The organism is Nitrospira sp. Nam80, from assembly GCF_965152575.1.
This window is the reverse complement of the sequence record NZ_OZ224216.1, coordinates 750590-768849: the sequence shown is the minus strand read 5'-3', so window position 1 is coordinate 768849 and position 18260 is coordinate 750590. Positions and strand designations below refer to the sequence as shown.

Annotated in this window: 21 protein-coding genes; 10 read left to right on the top strand and 11 right to left on the bottom strand. The window is 58.9% G+C overall.

Annotated elements, in window-relative coordinates:
• Window positions 1–52: 52 nt before the first annotated feature.
• From ACWGXE_RS03745 to ACWGXE_RS03720, 6 genes are read right to left on the bottom strand one after another with little or no spacing between them, the layout of a single operon-like run.
• Window positions 53–520: an NADH-quinone oxidoreductase subunit NuoE family protein gene (locus tag ACWGXE_RS03745; protein WP_447601434.1), complete on the bottom strand. Its 468-nt coding sequence runs from the start codon at window positions 518–520 to the stop codon at window positions 53–55.
• Window positions 513–1895: a hypothetical protein gene (locus ACWGXE_RS03740; protein WP_447601433.1), complete on the bottom strand. Its 1383-nt coding sequence runs from the start codon at window positions 1893–1895 to the stop codon at window positions 513–515. Before ACWGXE_RS03740 ends, ACWGXE_RS03745 begins: the two co-directional genes overlap by 8 nt.
• Complete coding sequence (locus ACWGXE_RS03735; protein WP_447601431.1) at window positions 1879–2100, bottom strand: DUF2934 domain-containing protein; 222 nt, start codon at window positions 2098–2100, stop codon at window positions 1879–1881. Before ACWGXE_RS03735 ends, ACWGXE_RS03740 begins: the two co-directional genes overlap by 17 nt.
• Window positions 2101–2117: 17 nt before the next feature.
• Window positions 2118–3080, bottom strand: coding sequence for a universal stress protein (locus ACWGXE_RS03730; protein WP_447601429.1), 963 nt, complete (start codon window positions 3078–3080; stop codon window positions 2118–2120).
• A 4-nt stretch (window positions 3081–3084) separates the two neighbouring features.
• The gene (locus ACWGXE_RS03725; RefSeq protein ID WP_447601427.1) at window positions 3085–3510 is read right to left on the bottom strand and encodes a cupredoxin domain-containing protein; all 426 of its coding nucleotides are present in this window, start codon (window positions 3508–3510) and stop codon (window positions 3085–3087) included.
• A gap of 33 nt (window positions 3511–3543) precedes the next feature.
• Window positions 3544–4041 carry a universal stress protein gene (locus ACWGXE_RS03720; protein ID WP_447601425.1) on the bottom strand — a complete coding sequence of 166 codons (498 nt, stop codon included), beginning with the start codon at window positions 4039–4041 and terminating at the stop codon, window positions 3544–3546.
• 523 nt (window positions 4042–4564) lie between these two features.
• Between ACWGXE_RS03720 and ACWGXE_RS03715 the strand changes: the two genes are divergently transcribed.
• Together ACWGXE_RS03715 and ACWGXE_RS03710 are read left to right on the top strand one after the other, a co-directional pair.
• Window positions 4565–5269, top strand: coding sequence for a dienelactone hydrolase family protein (locus ACWGXE_RS03715; RefSeq protein ID WP_447601423.1), 705 nt, complete (start codon window positions 4565–4567; stop codon window positions 5267–5269).
• Entirely contained in the window at window positions 5266–6129 is an 864-nt protein-coding gene (locus ACWGXE_RS03710; RefSeq protein ID WP_447601422.1) for a universal stress protein, read from the top strand. Before ACWGXE_RS03715 ends, ACWGXE_RS03710 begins: the two co-directional genes overlap by 4 nt.
• 9 nt (window positions 6130–6138) lie before the next feature.
• Here ACWGXE_RS03710 and cysC read toward each other — a convergent pair whose 3' ends face one another.
• Complete coding sequence (cysC, locus tag ACWGXE_RS03705) at window positions 6139–6678, bottom strand: adenylyl-sulfate kinase (protein WP_447601421.1); 540 nt, start codon at window positions 6676–6678, stop codon at window positions 6139–6141.
• Window positions 6679–6775: 97 nt separating this feature from the next.
• The gene (locus ACWGXE_RS03700; protein ID WP_447601419.1) at window positions 6776–7849 is read right to left on the bottom strand and encodes a phosphotransferase family protein; all 1074 of its coding nucleotides are present in this window, start codon (window positions 7847–7849) and stop codon (window positions 6776–6778) included.
• Window positions 7850–8091: 242 nt separating this feature from the next.
• Between ACWGXE_RS03700 and ACWGXE_RS03695 the strand changes: the two genes are divergently transcribed.
• The 6 genes from ACWGXE_RS03695 to ACWGXE_RS03670 all read left to right on the top strand — a co-directional run bounded on the left by ACWGXE_RS03695 (window position 8092) and on the right by ACWGXE_RS03670 (window position 12645).
• Window positions 8092–8655 (top strand): cold shock domain-containing protein, encoded by a 564-nt coding sequence (locus ACWGXE_RS03695; protein WP_447601418.1) that lies wholly within the window; start codon window positions 8092–8094, stop codon window positions 8653–8655.
• Between the two features lie 18 nt (window positions 8656–8673).
• Complete coding sequence (locus tag ACWGXE_RS03690; RefSeq protein ID WP_447601416.1) at window positions 8674–8838, top strand: FmdB family zinc ribbon protein; 165 nt, start codon at window positions 8674–8676, stop codon at window positions 8836–8838.
• A complete protein-coding gene (locus ACWGXE_RS03685; protein ID WP_447601415.1) occupies window positions 8839–9201 on the top strand; it encodes a c-type cytochrome in 363 nt (120 codons plus the stop codon).
• Window positions 9202–9293: 92 nt separating this feature from the next.
• Window positions 9294–9908 carry an isochorismatase family protein gene (locus ACWGXE_RS03680; RefSeq protein WP_447601413.1) on the top strand — a complete coding sequence of 205 codons (615 nt, stop codon included), beginning with the start codon at window positions 9294–9296 and terminating at the stop codon, window positions 9906–9908.
• The gene (locus ACWGXE_RS03675) at window positions 9905–11242 is read left to right on the top strand and encodes a nicotinate phosphoribosyltransferase (protein ID WP_447601411.1); all 1338 of its coding nucleotides are present in this window, start codon (window positions 9905–9907) and stop codon (window positions 11240–11242) included. The genes ACWGXE_RS03680 and ACWGXE_RS03675 overlap by 4 nt, the downstream gene beginning before the upstream one ends.
• 20 nt (window positions 11243–11262) lie before the next feature.
• Window positions 11263–12645, top strand: a complete 1383-nt coding sequence (locus ACWGXE_RS03670) for a pentapeptide repeat-containing protein (RefSeq protein WP_447601409.1) — start codon at window positions 11263–11265, stop codon at window positions 12643–12645.
• Window positions 12646–12681: 36 nt separating this feature from the next.
• Here the strand turns inward: ACWGXE_RS03670 and ACWGXE_RS03665 are convergent, their stop codons facing one another.
• From ACWGXE_RS03665 to ACWGXE_RS03655, 3 genes are all read right to left on the bottom strand, one after another.
• The gene (locus ACWGXE_RS03665) at window positions 12682–13116 is read right to left on the bottom strand and encodes a CBS domain-containing protein (RefSeq protein WP_447601407.1); all 435 of its coding nucleotides are present in this window, start codon (window positions 13114–13116) and stop codon (window positions 12682–12684) included.
• 13 nt (window positions 13117–13129) lie between these two features.
• Window positions 13130–13576 (bottom strand): CBS domain-containing protein, encoded by a 447-nt coding sequence (locus ACWGXE_RS03660; protein ID WP_447601405.1) that lies wholly within the window; start codon window positions 13574–13576, stop codon window positions 13130–13132.
• A 163-nt stretch (window positions 13577–13739) separates the two neighbouring features.
• Window positions 13740–14237 carry a hypothetical protein gene (locus tag ACWGXE_RS03655; RefSeq protein ID WP_447601403.1) on the bottom strand — a complete coding sequence of 166 codons (498 nt, stop codon included), beginning with the start codon at window positions 14235–14237 and terminating at the stop codon, window positions 13740–13742.
• 280 nt (window positions 14238–14517) lie between these two features.
• Between ACWGXE_RS03655 and ACWGXE_RS03650 the strand changes: the two genes are divergently transcribed.
• Complete coding sequence (locus ACWGXE_RS03650) at window positions 14518–15423, top strand: universal stress protein (protein WP_447601401.1); 906 nt, start codon at window positions 14518–14520, stop codon at window positions 15421–15423.
• Entirely contained in the window at window positions 15416–18229 is a 2814-nt protein-coding gene (locus ACWGXE_RS03645; protein WP_447601400.1) for a cation-translocating P-type ATPase, read from the top strand. The genes ACWGXE_RS03650 and ACWGXE_RS03645 overlap by 8 nt, the downstream gene beginning before the upstream one ends.
• Window positions 18230–18260: the final 31 nt, after the last annotated feature.

Here is an 18260-nt window from a genome sequence, read left to right as displayed (position 1 = left end):
TCCGAATTGTGCCGCCGATTTCACGCCCGATCGGGACTGATGTTCCTCCCGATCACCGATAGCGATCAAGCAGATGATCCAGCCGGGACACAGCCACACGTCCGTACAGATCCCCGTCGATTGCGAGGGTCGGACCGACCGCACAATTTCCCATGCAGCAGACCTGCTCGAGCCGGAAGCGCCGGCCGGGCTCCGTCTCTCCGACTTCGATGCGCAACCGCTCGCGCAACCCTCGCAAGAGACGGTCGCAATGATTGGCGATGCAGGATTCGCCCATGCAGATGCGAATGACATGGCGCGAAGGCGCCTCGCGCCGCAAATCAGGATAGTAGGAGAGGACGCCAGCGACATCTGCCTCGGTCACTTCCAAGACCTGCGCAATACTCCGAATCGCTTCGGAGGAGACAGAGCCAACGGTCTGTTGAACTGCGAGCAGCGTCCGGAGAATATTCGGCGGCTCGCCCCCTACCGGCTTGTGTTGTTCGAGCACGGTCGCCAAGCCGGGCGTCCCTCTATCCACCGGCCACCTCCTCCAGACCGACATGAGCCCGCAGTTTGTTATAGTCGAATGCCCGTGTGCCGGTTCGGCGCAATCCAAGATCTTCCCGCTCCATCCCGGTAATGACAGCCGCAACCTTTTTCCGACCTGCTTCCGACGCGGCAGCATGACGCGGCGTTTCGCCGCCCAAGGCGGGAGATTCCTGATCGGCCCACTCCAAATAGGTCGTTTCGAGAAAACTGGTGAGCAGCGCTCGATCCTCTTCGGCGGTGATCCTGATGGTCAACGCTTGCTCGGCCGCCAATTCTTCAGCGGTCACTTGCTTTTTCGGAGGCGCAACGGTCTCGCCTCGAAAGTGCAGCGAAAATCCGTACGCGGCGGCGAGGGCATGTTTCACGGTATTGAGCCGCTCGCGGGAGTCGCACTCCACCATCAGTTGCGTCGCGGTGAGCGTGAGTCTTGCCCCAATGCGGGATTCGTCGGATTGTCCTGAAGCGGGCATAGTCCAGATCCAGGCCGATTCATCTGCTTTGCCGGTTGCCGCCGGATTTGTCGCTTGCCGGGCCCGAAACCCGCTGAGATCGGAGAGGCTGTCGCGCAGAGAGGGAAACTCGCGATGCTCATATAAAGCGATCGCGTAGAGATATGGCTGGCTGTCGCCGGTGACATAGTGAATACTCACCACGGCATCGACCAGCGCCGCCACCCGCAGATGGCCGAAGTTCCAGAGCAGGATATGGCCGAACCGTTTGGCGAATTCCGGCCAGTCGCCCAATTCGAAGGAGCCGCCGGTAATTTCCATTTCTCTCCGGTATTCGCCCGTCGTTTCATATAAGGTCTTGGCATCTTCCGCTGATAAGACCAAGGCGCTTCCGGCGATGGAAGCCTCTTCGGTGTCCGGGTCACCAGGGAGTCGAACCAGTCGCGTGAGTAGCACCTGCCCGACCGGCCGCGCCCAATCGGGCTGATCGAGGTGCACCCGATAGATTCGGCCGTCGCCGAGCGACCGGAGTACCACCGCCGAGCCGTTATCCGAAGAAGACAGGATCTCGACCAGATCCATATAGGAATGTTTGAGCGGATCGAGCCAACGCCGTTCGTCCTCGGGAATGTGCTCGGTGATGACGTCGCGCAACTGTTCAATCAGCGTCAACTGCCCGTCCTCCGGATAAAAATCGGCATAGAGAAACAATTCGGCAAGGTGAACTTCCTGCGCCAGGGGCGCCAAGGGAACTGTCGCGGACAGATATGTTTGCAAGGCGCGCCCCAATCCCACCTCACGTTGCATGGAAAATTGCGGGGCGAACGACAACCGTTCCAGACGCCCGATCAGGGTCTCCAACTGAGGCGGAGCCGGCGTCGAGACTCCGGTGCTACGTTCATTGGCGAGCTTCATGGATTTCGTCCAACACCAGGATTTCGGCATCCAGCCAATCTTGCAAGGCATGCCCGTGACGCCGGCCTCTCAATTCCCATAGTTCATAGGCCCGTTGGGCAATGCGTTCCCGCATGGCGTCCGGAAGCTGGACGGGCTTCGGCGAAACAATTGTCGCCGGCTTTTGGACCGTGCTCGTGGATTCTTTGCGGAACGCAGACTTCATAGTCACCTCATGGTTCGTTAGCTTGCAGGACTATTGTTTCCGACCGGCATGATACGTTGATGCTCGGGATCGAAAGACGGCATGCGGACGGTCAGCACCGGGCAAGAAGCCAGCCGCAGCATCCCTTCGGCCACGCTGCCGCTTAAGAAACGCGAAATGCCGCGCCGTCCATGGGTCCCCATGATAACAAGGTCAGGCTTCTCCCGCTCGACATACTCCCGTATCGAATCGGCCGGAAGACCGGCTTTCAATACCGGTTCGGCCTTTACGCCGTTCGATGTGCACAGCGCGCACAACACTTCCAATCTGCCCTTCCAATGATTTTTCTGTTCCCGCCGATCCGCTGAACGGCCCAAGGTAAAATCCAAGCCATAGGCCACCGGTTCAAGGACATGGAGGATCGTCACGCTCGCTCCGAGCTGCTTGGCAAACTGCACGCCGTACTCCAGCGCATCAAGCGATGACGTCGAGAAATCAACCGGGATCACAAGGCGCCCGATTCTGAGAGAGCCGGCCGGCACCGCGGCTTGCGGCGACTCCTCGCGTCCCGCTTTCACCGATAAGACCGGGCATGGGGCAATACGCACCACCCTTTCCGCCGTGCTCCCGATTAGGACATGCTCAAGCCCCGTCCGGCCATGCGTGCCCATGACAATCAAGTCCGTTTTCAGATCACCCGCCACCGCCTCGATGCGCTGGCTTGGGATACCGAGATCGATCGTTCTGCGCACAGAAAGGCCCGCCGAAGCGGCGCGCGTTTCGAGATCATTCAAATGCTGAATTCCCTCCTTGCGAAGTTCATCCAGATACATCCTGTTGACCGGGTACTCGGGATTCATTCCCGGCAGAAATTCCAGCACATGAAACAGATCCAATTCGGCCTTCCACCAAGAGGCGACCGCCACGGCATAGTCGAAGGCCAAGCCGGCGCATCGAGAGAAATCCGTGGTCAGGAGCACCCGCGCGATCAGCGGCTTCATAGGCTCACACCGCTTCGACGTTCAACAGCAACAATTCACCCTTCATGGTCGGATGAATGGAGCATCTAAATTCATACCGTCCGGGGCGATCCAACGTAAAGCGAATCATGACGTCGCGTTTCGGATCCAAAAAAACGCCTTCGATTCCCCGCCCGTAGGAAGTGATGCCTCCGCTCTCCACCTTGGTGGAGATGCCGCCGAACATGGAGGACCCGAAGTCGTGCCGTTCCCGATCGACATTTCGGATCGAAATGACCGTCGAGACGCCCAGGCGGAGCGGGATCTGTTTGGTCAATACAAACGTATAGTCCTGGATCGTCACGTCGATTCGTTGCTCGGACTGGGCGCCGGTGTGGGCAAAAAGGCCGACGACCAAACATCCGGCCATGAGAACTTCTCCAATCCTGCGAGAAACCACGGTGACACTCATACGATCCTCCTCCGTAGTTGTTCTTTCGAGGCCTCACTCGGATGATCCGGCGCGCGCTTGTCGTTTGACCGGCAAAGGAACCGTAAGCACGGGGCAGCCGGCCGTCCTCACCACTTTTTCCGCGGTGCTGCCGAAGAAAATCTTATCGACGCTGCCCACCTGCCCGCCATAACTTCCCATGACTACCAGATCCGCCTTTTCCAGGCGGGTCTGCCGGGCTATCTCGACAAAGGGCGCTCCCTCGACCACGATCCGTTTGATGTTGACGCCCTTCGCTTCGTCCGAAAGCAGCAGGCGACGGGCATTGAGCCTGGCATGATGACCCAGCCGCTTCTTCTGCGTTTTCTCTTCGCTCGCCGACGCCATGCCTAGGCGATTGAGGGTTGCGAGGCTTTTGGTATCGATCACGTGCAGCATCACCACGTCGGCCTGGAAGAGCCTCGCCAAGGAGACGGCGATCCGAAACGCCTCTTCAGAGCAAGGCGAGAAATCAATCGGGACCAGAATTTTCTTGAACAACACACCCGCCATATCTCCTCCTCACAACAACTTTGCACTTTCCCATAACCTAGCTCAGCAAGGCTAGTGCCATATTCCGAGGATCGAAGAGTCCATGGCAAACGGCGTATGACCCATACGGATTTCGCGTCTGGCTTAGTGGAAAACCTGCTCTGCCATCCGCTCTAAGCTCCTTGCTCCTTCCTATCAGGGGTGTCCTGCTACAGTCCCGACCGATCTTTTGTAGCGGAACACCACATTCAGCCGTGAAGGTTCTGGACGTTCGTGAAGCGCATATTTCAGGGATACAACAAATATGTCGTAGGAAAAGCCGGCGCGAGGCAGTCTAAGGAGAGTCTTGCTCCACGCTTGACTATGGCATCCCTCTTGCTCAGCTCGGATTCGTCACAATACAGAAGACAAATCATGTCTCGAAGTCGGTGGCTGTTGTTGGGCGCAATCTTGCTAGGAGTCGCCCTCGCGCTGTATCTGGTCTTTTTCTGCCCGACGGCCTGTCATTGAGGAAACCGGTTGCGTTCCGCAGAGGAAGCTTTCAGTGACTGATAGGACTTCATCAGAAGAGCGCCCAATCGGTATCCAAACCGACTCGCTTTTCCTTGAAGGCCTCCTCGGGCTGCCCGGCCGGCCGATCGGCATCGTGCTCTTCGCGCATGGCAGCGGCAGCGGGCGGTTCAGCCCCCGCAACAACGTCGTCGCGCGGGTTCTTCAACGAGGTGGTTTGGCGACGCTGCTTCTTGACCTATTGATGCCGGCAGAATCCGATGACCGGCGGAAGATTTTTGATATTCATCTCCTCGCGGACCGCTTGCTGCTCGCAAAGAATTGGCTGGCTCGCAGTCCCGACACCCGAACGTTATCGATAGGCTACTTCGGGGCCAGCACGGGAGCCGGAGCGGCGTTGGAGGCCGCGGCAAGAGATCCTGTGAATGTGCGGGCCGTCGTGTCTCGCGGCGGGCGGCCGGACTTGGCCGAGGCGTACCTCTCGGATGTGACCGCCCCGACCTTGCTGCTGGTCGGAGGAAAAGACACGCCGGTCATTGAGATGAACCAGGCTGCGCTGGTACGCTTGACCTGTGCGAAGGACCTGATGATTATCCCAGGGGCAGGGCATCTCTTCGAAGAACCTGGCGCCCTTGAACAGGTAGCCGACCGGGCCTTGCAATGGTTCCTACACTATCTTTCTCTTCCGCTCCGTTCGGACGGCGAGCGTCGCCCGCCATTAAAGGAGTCGCTTTCATGAATATTCTGCTGGCAGTAGATGGATCGGATCATTCCTATGAAGCGGCGCGGGCGCTGCAATTCTTTGCCAGAGCCAAAGCTCTGACCGTCCTGCATGTCCTCGACGTCCCGAAGCCCGCTTACCCGATGATGATGCCCGAGGTGGCTCGCCAACTCTATGTCGATTTGGAGCAGACGATGAAAGAGGAAGGAGAACGGCTGCTCGATCGAATTCGCTCGTTGCTGCCGATGAACAGCGGGCCGGTCACCAAGCAATTGGCGGTCGGCTCTCCGGCGGAGATGATCGTGAAGGCGGTGGAATCGGAGCAGATGGATCTGGTCGTCATGGGAGCGCGAGGTATCGGACCGGTCAAGGAACGACTGTTCGGCAGTGTTTCGCATCGAGTCGTGACGATGGCTCCCTGCGCCAAGTTCATCGTGAACGGACCGGTGCAATTCATGCGGCAAATCCTATTGCCGCTCCAAGGCCAAGCGGATGCGGATGCCGCAATTCGTTTTTTGACTCTCAATCCGTTCCGCGAGCCCGCGGATCTCGCACTGCTGACAATACTGCCGCCCACAAGGCCTCTCTGGCCGGCCGGCGCCACGGCGGTGGAGGAACTCGAACAGCGAGCCCTGCAGTCCGCCCAGGATTTCATCGACGACACGTCAGAGCGGCTGCGTGCGCTTGGATACCAAGCGAAAGGCACGGCGGTGCTCGGCTCCCCCGTCGCCACGATTCTCGAAGAAACGGAGAAACGGCGGCCTAATCTCATCCTGATGGGATCACGCGGGCGCTCCGGCGTGACGCGCTTTATGCTCGGCAGCGTGTCCCATGCCGTGCTGCATCAAACCCGTTGTCCCGTCCTTGTTTTCGAGTGATGAAGATTGCTATAGAAATCGCTTCTCGATGAACGTGAGAATCTGCCGCGCGGCATGTTCCGGCACGGTGGTTCTTGTATTTATCGTCACCTCCGGATTGCTTGGGGCTTCATAGGGAGCCTGGAGGCCCGGCACGGTCGACGCCTCCCCGCGCTGTCCTTTCTGGTAGGTGCCTTTTTTGTCCCGCTGCATACAGACCTCCAGAGGGCACTCGACCGCCACTTCGGCAAATCGGGGGATCAGCTGCCGCGCAAAATCGCGATAGCCGCGGCGGCTGGCGGTGGCGTCGAATATCACCGTGACGCCGTGAGCCATCAATCGAGACCCGGTGAATGCGAGCGCCCGGTAAAACACGTCTCGTTCTTCCTTGCTATACGAAGCGTCGGGCGTCAGGATCCGGCGCACCTTATCGGACTCCAATACTTCGACCGGCAATCCCATCTGCTTCAGCTTCGGCAGAAGTTGCGCGACGATTGTACTCTTGCCCGAGGCCGGCAAACCGGTAACCCAGATCGCGAAGGCGGCCTTATTGATCGGTGATTGGTTCATTGGTCGCGAAGCCGTTGAATCATTGCATCATTGCACCACCGGAAGATCCTCGGCAATCCACAATGCTTTAATGATCGACTGTGAAATCGCCAATTCATCACTCACCACAATACCGATTCACGTCCGCCGGATCGAACCGCGGAACGTCGAGGACATTTTCGACGAAGCGAAAGATTTTCCTCCGCACTTGCACCGACAACCGTGGATACCATAGAGGACTGGCAATGACCAATCCACGAAAGGCAAAAAACGGCGCGGCGGTCTCCAAGACCTCCTCGTCCTTGCTCTTTTCCAGATAGGTCTCCCAGAAGCTCCGAAAGAGTGACTCGAAGGGGCCTCTCAACGTACCCCACCTGCAGAGCGAGAAGAACAGATAGTTGATCGTCATCGCCGTGACATCATCGGCCGGTTCACCCCATTCACCTCGGGAACGATCCAGCACGGTAAAGTCCGTCCCTCGACGGAACAGAACGTTCCATGGATGAAAATCGCCGTGCACTTGCGAGAGTCGCTCGGCGCGCCCGCGCAGCCGCCACCGCCATTGATTGCAGGCTTCCTCGATCGCACGAAGCAGCTCTTCCGTGATGAAGGCGTACCGGCTAGGATAGCTGTCGGTCAGGCCCATGATGCATTCACCATGGCCGATCAGTTCCCTGAGCCTCCGCCGATACAGATCAGGATCACACCGCTTGACCCCATGGATCGACGCCAGATACTCGGCCATCGCCCCTGCCCGCCGTCGATCCATTGAGCGGCTCGCTCCATTCTTTGAGAGGCGTTCCAGATCTCTCTGATATCCGTCTCCTTCGGACCATTGCGTCAGAACAAAAAATTCCCGCGCCCGCGCAACGGACATGAGTCCCTTGGCCGTGAACGCTCCGACATCCAGGGCCGGCACATGGCGCGGCAGCCGGCCATAGGAATCGTAATCCCAGAGAATGGCTTGGGCCCGATCCGCCATATGCTCATGCCCGAACGGGCCGGGACTCATCGTTTCCAACACCACTCGAACAAGTCGCCGCCCTATTCGGATATTGAGCCGGACCGGTGCGCCATAGCCATACTGTTTGTATTTCGGTCCTCCTGTTTCTTTTCCGATCGGACCATAGCTTTCGAGTTCTGCCTCGGGCCCGAACCGGTTCCGGATATAGTCCTCCAATTCTCGCTTCATGAGGCTCGGCATGCGATCAGGGCACGCAAGTCACGTTCCAACGGCGAATCGGGGAATTCTAATGCTTGTGACGTCTGATTGGTGCATTGGGCTCCACCGCGAGCCTTGCGACTGAGGAGAAATGCGCCAGTCTGAATGAAAGGAGCCTGATAATTCGGCAATCTCCTTCCTCTTCCGGCGAGGCATATCGTTTGCTCCCTAGTAAAGCGAACAAAAGAACATCACCGGGCCAAGGAGGGTGAATGGAACTTCAGGTCGAAAGCCGCAACATCGCGATGACACCCCGCTGGAGAACCGAAATCGAAGAACGGATGGCCGGACTGCAAGAACGGTGCGACGATCTCGTCCACGGACGTGTTACGTTGACGAAGAACCGGCACCACAAGAAACTGAAGAACGTCGCGGAAGCGGTGATTGTGGTCACACTTCCCCGGCGAAGAACCATCACGGCACGGAAGGAGGCCAAGACGTTCGAAGAGGCCATTCGTGCCGCATTCAGTGCCATAGACATCGCGCTACGGAAACTGAGTGAGAAACGGTCCCGCACTCAGGTTCGAACCCCGCCGATTCCTCCGCTACGCGGCGTGATCGTGAAGCTCTATCCGAGAAAAGGATACGGATTCATCCTTCAAGAGGGAGGCGGTGAGGTCTATTTCCACAAGAACGCGCTTCAGGGGCTCCTGTTCGAGGAACTCGAAGACGGCCTGGAAGTCGTATTCGACACGGAGCCGGGCGTCAAGGGTCCGCAAGCGACGGCCGTGCATCCCGTGCCAGCGATTCCGGTGGTGGCCAAGGTAACAATCTAACCGCAGGATCGGTGCCCCATGCCGATGTATGATTATAAGTGCCAAGATTGCGGCAAGGAATCCCTCGTCGTACTGACCTTGAAAGAGCATGAACGAGGCGAGGTGAAGTGTCCCGCCTGCGGCAGCCGAAAAGTCCAACAACTGTATTCGCCCTTTATCGCTCACACCACCAAGAAAAGTTAGATGCGTTTTCCTCGGATCAGCGTTTTTCTTCTTCTCGTACCTGCAATGGCCGGTCTCCGGCTTGCCGATGCGCAGGAATTCCCCGCCGATGTGGATCGCGGCAAGATGGTCTACGAACGACATTGTCTAAGTTGCCACGGCACCGGCGGATGGGGCGACGGCCCTGACGCCGGGTCGCTGACCGTGCGTCCCACAAACTTTCACCTCTTCCGTTCCTATTTGAAATCGGACGAGGAACTGCAGCGGACCATCGAGTATGGAGTCGTCTTCAGCCCGATGCACGCATGGCAGGGAGAGTTGACGGAAAACGAAATCCAAGACGTCTTGGCCTATATTCGCCTCCTGTCCCAGCAGGGACGCTGACAAGATGTTGCGGCCTCGCTGGAAGAGGTTTTTTGAACCTCGGTTTTTTGTCAGGACGTGTTAGGAGATCTGAAGGTGATGGAACTCGGATCATGGGAACGCCGGGGGATTTGTCGGTACGAAACAGAGGGAGGCTCCAGCGCGGCGACGCCCTGCTTGTCACCGACATCCAAAATGATTTCCTTCCCGGCGGCGCTTTGGGTATTGAAGGAGCCGACGCGGTGCTGCCTGTGCTGAGCGGCTATGTGCGTCAATTCGAGTCGCGCCGGCTACCGATCTTTCTGACACGCGATTGGCATCCCCCGGATCACTGCTCCTTTCACCGGCGGGGCGGTCCATGGCCGCCGCATTGTATTGCCGGAACGGCAGGCGCCCTTCCTCCTGCCTCGTTTCCCGCTCCTCCTTCCGCCGTGCTGATTTATAAAGCGATCGATCGGGACGAGGAAGCCTATTCCGCCTTTCAAGGCACCGCCCTTGATCGCCATCTCCGGGCTGCCGGCATTCTCCGCCTTTTTGTCGGAGGCTTGGCCACCGATTATTGCGTGATCCATACGGTGAAGGACGCCCGAACGTTGGGCTATCAGGTGTGTTTGCTCATGGACGGAGTCCGTGCTGTAAACGTCCGACCGGGCGACGGCCGGCGCGCGACCGACGACATGCTGCGATTGGGCGCCACCCCACTCACGCTGGAAGCACTCGCCACATGAACCAGACCGCCGGCTTTCTCTTGACCGATCTTTATCAACTCACCATGGCGCAGGCCTATCTGGACTATGGCATGGAAGGAGCGGCGGTCTTTGAATTTTTTGTTCGGAAACTTCCGTCCCGGCGCAATTTCCTGCTCGCGGCCGGGCTCGAGCAGGTGCTGAACTTTTTGACGGATCTTTCCGTCACTGAGCAGGAACTGAGCTGGCTGGAACACACCGGGAATTTTAAGCCGGCGCTGCTGGACTATTTGCAACGACTCCGCTTCACCGGCGATCTGGACGCTGTGCAGGAAGGCACCGTCGTCTTTCCTCAGGAACCTATGCTTCGTGTCACGGCCCCGCTGCCCCAGGCGCAACTTATCGAGACGCGCCTCATTAATATCATGAACTTCCAGACCATGGTGGCATCTAAAGCCGTCCGATCCGTTCTGGTCGCGGGCGGTAAACCTCTCATCGATTTTGGACTCCGTCGCGCCCAGGGAGCCGAGGCCGGACTTTTTGCCGCCCGTGCCGCCTACCTCGCGGGATTCACCGGCACGTCGAACCTCCTGGCCGGCGCTCGATTCGACATCCCGACGTACGGAACAATGGCTCACTCGTACGTTCAAGCCCATCGTGACGAGACCACGGCATTCCGGCATTTTGCCGAATCCCAGCCGAATCATGTCGTGCTCCTCATCGATACTTACGATACCGAAGCCGCCGCCCGCAAAGTCGTCGCCTTGGCACCCCAACTTATCAGCCGGGGCATTCACGTGAACGGCGTGCGTCTGGACAGCGGAGATCTGGCGGATCATGCCCGGCGGGTCAGGCGAATTCTAGATGAGGGGGGCCTGACGCAGACGTCTATTTTGGCAAGCGGCAATCTCGATGAGGATCGCCTGCAGGAGCTGACGGCCTGCGGCGCGCCGATCGATAGCTTCGCCGTTGGAACCGCCATGGCGACATCCGCCGACGCGCCTTGGTTGGATTGCGCCTACAAGCTTCAAGAGTATGACGGTCGGCCCTGTCGCAAGCGTTCGGAGGGGAAGCGCACATGGCCGGGCCGCAAACAGGTCTATCGATATCGAGATCCCGGCGGAGGAGGCCTGACGCATGATGTCGTCACGCTGGCCGATGATGTGCAACCGGCCGAACCATTGCTGGCTCCGGCGATGCGGGGGGGGCGACGGATTGCTGAATCCCCGCCGCTTGAGGACATTCGGAAGCGAACTGAGATGAATCTCCGATCTCTCCCCGAGGCTCACCGCCGGCTCGAAAGCTGCCGGCCCTTCGACGTGCGCATTTCAACGGCGCTGGAGGAACTCGCCGGACTCGTGGACCGGGACATATGATTGGAGCCAAGGGGGTAGACATGAAACGTATCGCGGGATGGGTGGTGGTCGCTCTGAGCTGGTTTCTGATAGCCGGTCCGGAGGCTGCAACTGGATTGCCGGTGGGTTCTCGGCAGCAAACTCAGCCGGTGCCTTGCGTGGGCCCATACAAGGGAAAGCGTCCCACGCCCAACATGTTGCACGACCTGCTCAGCTCTCACGAACGATGGCTCATCAACCGGGCTGATCACAATGGCCGGCGAGCCGATCTCTGCCTCGCCGACCTCCGCGGCGCCTCATTTATGGGGGGTAATCTGGAGCGGATCCATTTACAGGGGGCGATATTGCGCCGGGCGAACTTCCAACGCGCCAGCCTTGTCCAAGCTCGCTTGGCTGAGGCCGATCTGTCCGAGGCCGATCTCCGGGAGACTAATCTCGTGGGAGCGGATCTTCGCCATGCCGAGTTGATCCAGGCGAATCTGGGCGAGTCTATCGGAAACGAGGCGGTCTTCTATGGCGCGAATCTCCGAGGCGCACGCTTGCGGGAGGCCACGATGGAGCGCGCACACTTCGAGGACGCCGATCTCAGCGCAGCCGATCTTAGCGGAGCCACGCTCATGGACGCCTATTTGTATGGAGCACGCCTATCTCACGCGAAGCTGGTCGCCGCAGACCTCGTCGGGGCGGATTTGCGACGAGCTGATTTGCGAAAGGCGAATTTACGACAGGCGGACTTACAAGGCGCCCTCTTTGACGGAGCCAACCTTGAAGGCGCGTCCTTGGTTCAATGTGAATTGGACGGCGCCTATTTTGACGAAGCCAATCTGTCCAAAGCCGAACTGCAGGATGCGATCTTGCGAGGCGCGGACCTGCGCTACGCCGACGCTCAGTCGGCCGGTCTGGATCGAACCGATCTGGGGAATGCCAACCTGGAAGGAATGAATCTGACCAGCGCGAAGCTGGGATCGGCCAATCTCACGATGGCGGTGCTGCACAAAGCCAATCTTAAAGGCGCCGACCTCCATAAAGCTAAGCTGCATCGGGCCGTCCTGATCAACTCGATCATGGCCGAAACCAATCTCCAAGGGAGCGACCTGACGGAGGTCTATGCGCCCAAGGCGAATCTACATCGCGCACAATTACGTGGCGCGTTCTTGGAAGGGGCGAATCTGGTCGGCGCACAGCTCACTGCAACGGATCTTCTGCAAACAAATCTCTCCCACGCCAATCTGCAAGAAGCCGACCTCCGTGCCGCCGACCTGACCGGCGCGAAACTCGAGGACGCCAACCTTCGAGGCGCCAACCTGCGAGGATCAAACCTGGCCGGGGTTATCGGCCTTACTCAAGGCCAAATAGACGAGGCCTGCCTGGACAAGACAACCAGGCTCCCGGAAGAATTGCGGTTACCGTCACCGTGCCTATAGAGAAAAACAAGCACCGGACGCGCCCTGCCCGGGTCTTCATGACCAGTAGGCTGACGCATTCAGGTAGCCGAACAACAGGTCCCGTCGTGCCACGATGCCGACCAGGACTTTCCCCCGCACAACCGGCACTCTGGTCACATATCGGTCTCGAAACAGATCTGCGACCTCGACCAACGATTTGTCCTCCGTCACCGTGAGAACAGGGCCGCTCATGATGTCGTTCACGGCGACCTTCCCTAACTCCCGCCCTTCGCTCATCAGTTGAAGAAGATCATATTCGGTCACCAAGCCGAGCAGGTTTCGATCTCCATCGACGACGGGCAGGCTGCCGAAGTGATGTTGGGTCATAAGACGGCTGACCGTGAGGCAATCCGTATGGGGACCGCAGGTAAAGACCGCATCCTGCATCAACTGTCCCACCGTCAATGTCCTGGGGTCGCACGCCTTTCGCAAAAACTCCGTCTGCCTCATGGTTCCTCCTTGCTCAGGCCTTCGCGCCGGACTCCTCATTCAGGCAAGCACGCACGACATCCCTCCGCGCGACGATGCCGATCAAGCGATTCTGCGCGTCCACGACCGGCACACGGATCAAATCGCTTGCCTTCAGCACATGAATCAGCGTCGCCACAGTCGTTTCCATTCTGACCGAATAGGGATTGCGGCTCATGACGTCCTGCGCCTTTAGATCCGACCATCGCCGGCCTCCCTCCAAGACAGTCAACAGATCATGTTCGCTTACCACACCGATCAGTCGTTGCTGCTCGTCCACGATAGGAAGCGAGCCGAATCCCTCGACCATTGATGAGGCCACCACATCGGCGCCGGTGTCGGGATGAGCCGATTGCACCTTCTTCTCCATAATCTCGCCGACCGTCATATCAACGAAATTCCGTCCCACCGCTGGACTCCCCGCACGATATTCACTCGTCATAGTGCCTCCTCGGATCGGAAATAGTCCGGTGGCCGAACGCACATTTACTCTGCCCTTGCGTGATCTGCCCGCTCTTTGTTTCCTGCGTTCCGTGCCCGCGCACCGCTGTTTCACATGCGCGTCCACCTCGTGCACCGGACGGGGCCCGGCTTATCGCGATCATTCATGGCTCACGCCATCGCACGTACAGTGTCTTTTGTGTGCCCCGGTCGATTCGGACATTGTTGAGATACTCAATTTGATTCCCCATCGTCGCCGAGATCTGATACAACCCGTCCGGCGCATCCAGAAAGAGCCAGGGGCCCGTCACGTGTTCCTGCGGAATGCTGGCAATGGTCGCTCCATTGCTCTGCTGTACGGTCACGGAAACGCCGGCAACGTATGGCTTGCCCCCGGCGGTAAAAACCATTTTGAGCGGGAAGGAGGGATAGGTTGCCGATCGTTCTTCGATTCCGACACCGGCACTGAAGTACCGGAGCTTGTCGCTACGGTACAGCGGAATCGTATCTGTATAGATTCTCCCCGCCCCTTCGTACTCAAGTTCCAACACCTGACCGGATTCTGATATCCGAGCCGTGGGGCCCGCGTCGGCCGGTATGGCGAGACTCGACAAAAGAGCTATCCCCAACCCCAGACTTACACGCCACCGCCATTCATTCACGTCAGGCCTCATCTGTGGTTGCTCCCTTTTGGTTTCCGCACGCGTTCTCCCGCTGTCCTGTAGAACCACGGCCCCAACAAGGAGTCGGGCAGTGATGACAATCACCACAGTTCCGCTCTCGTCCTGCTGCAAAAAGCCGCAATGCCGCATGACGAATTGTAGAGAACGATCAGGCTAAGTCATCGAAAACGCATGGCCTAATGGCCATTTGCCTCATAGGACCCAAGGCATATCCGATGCAGACCTTGTTCCAGGAGCACTCCAACCCGGAGACACATCCATGCATATCATTTGCGCGGTAGACGGATCGGAATTTTCACAATGGGCGGTGCAATCTCTTGAGGCCCTGGCCGGCCGGGCGCCCGAAACAGTCACATTAGTCCATGTTATCGATACATCTTCGATGAAACAAGGCGTCACCGGCAAAACGGCAGTCGCGAAACGGCTCAGAACGGCCCTAGACAAGGCCGGCACGCAGATGCTTCAACGGATGGCCGGAATGGCAAAAATCAGTCTGGCACAAGCGGTCACGAAGCCTCACACAAGAATTCGCATTCAGTTATGCCACGGCCCGGTCGCGGCGACGATTGCGCGTGAAGCGCGACGGCGCAAAGCCGATCTCGTCCTTCTCGGTAGCCGGGGCTTGAGTGACGTACGCGGGTTTCTTCTCGGAAGCGTCTCCCGCAAAGTTTCCGCACTCGCCCCTTGCTCCGTCCTCATTACCAAAAAACCCCTGACTCAACTTGCTCAGGTCCTTGTCGCAGTGGATGGGTCCAAACATTCTCGCATAGCTGCCGACTTTTTGAACGAAAAGCTCCTTCCGGAATCGGCTCATGTGACGGTTCTGACCATTGTGGATCCGATGGTAACGGAATTGGCCGCACAGTATATCGCGGCTTCCCAATTGGAAGTCCTCATGAAGCCGAAACGGGAGAAGGCCAGGCAGTTGGTCGGCCGATATCGCGACCTGTTCCTCCGATCAGGCTATGCCGTGACGGCAGAGATCGCGACAGACCACATCTCCGGCAGCATTCTGAAACAGGCGGCTCGCAATAACACCGATCTATTGGTCGCCGGATCCCGCGGATTGAGTACGGCGGAGCGGCTCCAGCTGGGCAGTGTCTCGGAGACATTGCTGAAATATGCCGCCTGCTCGGTGCTCATCGTTCGAGGACCACGTGCCTGACACGATCCGCCGGCCGATTCATGATTTACCGGCCAGCGAAGTCTTTGCCGTGCTGGCGACATCGCCGTCCGGCCTCACAGCGGATGAAGCGGCTCGGCGGCTCGCGCGCTATGGCCGCAACAATCTCGAGGCCGGGGCCGAGTCGCTCACCGGCCGCTTTCTCCGCCAATTCACCCACTTTCTGGCGTTCCTGCTGTGGGTAGCAGCAGCTCTCGCTTTTCTGGTCGAATATCTCCATCCCGGAGAAGGGATGGCGGTACTTGGCTGGGCGATTCTCGGCGTCATCCTCGTCAATGCCATATTTGCATTTATTCAAGAGTACAAAGCGGAACGGGCCGTCCAAGCATTACGAGAACTGCTTCCGCCCCATGCCTGGGTCCTGCGCACCGGCCGGCATCAACAGATTCCTCGGGCCGAAATAGTGCCGGGCGACCTGCTCCTTCTTGAAGAAGGAGAACAGATTCCCGCGGACGCACGGCTTGTGGAAGCGGTCGGGATGCGGGTGGACAATTCATCCCTGACCGGAGAATCGCAAGCCCAGCGACGCACAGCCGAATCCGTTGCAGACAGCAGCCTCCACGACATTGCGAATTTCGTATTTGCCGGCACGACGGTTTTGTCCGGCCATGGGCAAGCCGCCGTCTTCGCCACCGGCATGCAAACCGAGTTCGGTAAGATCGCGCGTCTCACCACTTCCGTTCAGTCGGGATTGAGCCCCCTTCAGAAAGAGATCACCCGGGTTACCCACGTCGTCGGCCTCCTTGCCCTGGCGATGGGCGGACTATTCTTCACGGTCGGAATCGGAATGGGATTGGGCTTCTGGATCAGCGCGATCTTCGGCATCGGCGTCATTGTCGCCAATGTGCCGGAAGGGCTTCTGCCGACGGTGACGCTGGCCCTCGCCATGGGCAGCCAGCGGATGGCAAAACGCGGAGCGCTCATCAAGCATTTGCCGTCGGTCGAAACCCTCGGCTGCACCACGGTGATTTGCACGGATAAAACGGGCACGATTACCGAAAATCGCATGGCGGTCGAGTGCTTGTATGTAAACGATCTCATCGTGGAAGCCAGGGAAGGGTGCCTGTTCGCGCGGGGCCGTTTAATCGGCTCAATCGAAGCGGAACGCTGGCGTCCCCTGTTCGATGCCATGATTCACTGTAACAACGCGAGACGTATCCGCCGGCCGGACGGCCGCATGGCAGTCACGGGCGATCCGACGGAGACGGCGCTGGTGGAATTTGCCGTCGCTCACGGGTTGTCTCACGGTTCGCCGCCCCCTCGCATGAGCGAACTGCCGTTTGACGCAGATCGCAAACGGATGAGCACCCTGCACTGGGTCGAAGGACGCCTGGTGGCCTTCACGAAAGGTGCGCCGGAATCGGTTCTTCCTCTCTGCAGTCGAATGCGGCGGGGAGACCGAGACATCGCCATGACCGCGGATGAGCGGCGGAGGATTCTCCTGCAAAGCGAGCTCTTCGCAGCACAAGCCTACCGTGTGCTGGCGCTTGCAACGCGGAATATTGACGGAGGCATGGCTCGCTTGGACGTCGAGACGACGGAGCAGGATCTGACCTTTCTCGGCCTGGTCGCCATGATGGATCCGCCTCATCGGGACGTTCCTGATGCCATCGCAAAATGTCGACGCGCCGGAGTGCGCACGATCATGATCACCGGAGACCATCCCGCGACTGCAGCGGCCATTGCACGGAAGATTGGATTGCTCCCTATCCAGCCGCTGCCGGCCGGATTCGTGCCGGTGATCGAAGGAGCCCGCGTCGATTTGCTGTCCGACGAGCAGCTCCGCCGGCTGCTCACGCCCACGCGACCGGGCGAGCCGGATCCCATTTTCGCGCGCATGGCGCCCCGGCATAAAATGCGGATCGTCTCGATCTTGAGGGAGATGGATGAGATCGTGGCTGTCACCGGCGATGGGGTAAACGACGCGCCTGCTCTGAAGAAAGCGGATATCGGCATCGCTATGGGCGTCGCCGGTACGGACGTGGCGAAGGAAACGGCCGATATGATTTTGCTGGACGACAGTTTTGCCACCATCGTCAATGCCATCGAGGAGGGACGGGCCGTCTATGCGAATATCCGGAAGTTCGTCACGTATGTGCTCGCGAGCAATGTTCCGGAGGTCGTGCCGTATCTGGCCTACGGGATCTTTTCGGCGCCCCTGGCGCTGACGATTCCACAAATCCTGGCGGTTGATCTCGGAACAGATCTGTTGCCGGCGCTCGCTTTGGGCGCGGAACGCCCGCATGCCGGGATCATGGATGAACGGCCGAGGCCGCGCAGCGAGACACTGCTCGGTTGGCGCCTGCTTCTCAGAGCCTACGCGTTTCTTGGAGCGATCGAAGCCGTGATCGCCATGGGCGGATTCTTTCTCTACCTTTCGGCGAGCGGTTGGAGTTGGAATGCTCCGCTCGATTGGTCTTCCTCCCTCTATAAGGAAGCCACCACCGTCACACTCAGCGCGATCGTGATGGCCCAGATCGCCAATGTGTTCGCCTGCCGATCGGATCGCTCGTCGATATTTCGGCTGGGTCTCTTCAGCAATCCGTTGGTCCTTCTTGGCGTCATGGTCGAAGCGGCCTTGCTCTTCTTGATGGTCTATACGCCTTTCGGACATTGGATCCTCGGCACACAGTCCCTACCTCTGTGGGTATGGGGGCTTCTCTTGTGGAGCGCATCCGGACTTCTCATTGTCGAAGAAGGACGGAAAGCTCTTTCCGCCTGGCTGGCTGCTCTCCGCCCCGCCGGGATCCGCGTGAGAGAAGGAGCTTCTCTGAACAAACCGCTGTGACAGGTGGCACAATTCCGCGGCACTGTTGCTC

Bases quoted from the DNA above. Each gene is read 5' to 3' on its own strand.
- ACWGXE_RS03695 (WP_447601418.1), top strand. From the start codon at position 8,092: ATGGAACTTCAGGTCGAAAGCCGCAACATCGCGATGACACCCCGCTGG.
- ACWGXE_RS03730 (WP_447601429.1), bottom strand. From the start codon at position 3,080: ATGAAGCCGCTGATCGCGCGGGTGCTCCTGACCACGGATTTCTCTCGA.
- ACWGXE_RS03690 (WP_447601416.1), top strand. From the start codon at position 8,674: ATGCCGATGTATGATTATAAGTGCCAAGATTGCGGCAAGGAATCCCTC.
- ACWGXE_RS03725 (WP_447601427.1), bottom strand. From the start codon at position 3,510: ATGAGTGTCACCGTGGTTTCTCGCAGGATTGGAGAAGTTCTCATGGCC.
- ACWGXE_RS03740 (WP_447601433.1), bottom strand. From the start codon at position 1,895: ATGAAGCTCGCCAATGAACGTAGCACCGGAGTCTCGACGCCGGCTCCG.
- ACWGXE_RS03680 (WP_447601413.1), top strand. From the start codon at position 9,294: ATGGGAACGCCGGGGGATTTGTCGGTACGAAACAGAGGGAGGCTCCAG.
- ACWGXE_RS03675 (WP_447601411.1), top strand. From the start codon at position 9,905: ATGAACCAGACCGCCGGCTTTCTCTTGACCGATCTTTATCAACTCACC.
- ACWGXE_RS03700 (WP_447601419.1), bottom strand. From the start codon at position 7,849: ATGAAGCGAGAATTGGAGGACTATATCCGGAACCGGTTCGGGCCCGAG.
- ACWGXE_RS03650 (WP_447601401.1), top strand. From the start codon at position 14,518: ATGCATATCATTTGCGCGGTAGACGGATCGGAATTTTCACAATGGGCG.
- ACWGXE_RS03685 (WP_447601415.1), top strand. From the start codon at position 8,839: ATGCGTTTTCCTCGGATCAGCGTTTTTCTTCTTCTCGTACCTGCAATG.
- ACWGXE_RS03670 (WP_447601409.1), top strand. From the start codon at position 11,263: ATGAAACGTATCGCGGGATGGGTGGTGGTCGCTCTGAGCTGGTTTCTG.
- ACWGXE_RS03720 (WP_447601425.1), bottom strand. From the start codon at position 4,041: ATGGCGGGTGTGTTGTTCAAGAAAATTCTGGTCCCGATTGATTTCTCG.
- ACWGXE_RS03735 (WP_447601431.1), bottom strand. From the start codon at position 2,100: ATGAAGTCTGCGTTCCGCAAAGAATCCACGAGCACGGTCCAAAAGCCG.
- cysC (WP_447601421.1), bottom strand. From the start codon at position 6,678: ATGAACCAATCACCGATCAATAAGGCCGCCTTCGCGATCTGGGTTACC.
- ACWGXE_RS03660 (WP_447601405.1), bottom strand. From the start codon at position 13,576: ATGACGAGTGAATATCGTGCGGGGAGTCCAGCGGTGGGACGGAATTTC.
- ACWGXE_RS03710 (WP_447601422.1), top strand. From the start codon at position 5,266: ATGAATATTCTGCTGGCAGTAGATGGATCGGATCATTCCTATGAAGCG.
- ACWGXE_RS03665 (WP_447601407.1), bottom strand. From the start codon at position 13,116: ATGAGGCAGACGGAGTTTTTGCGAAAGGCGTGCGACCCCAGGACATTG.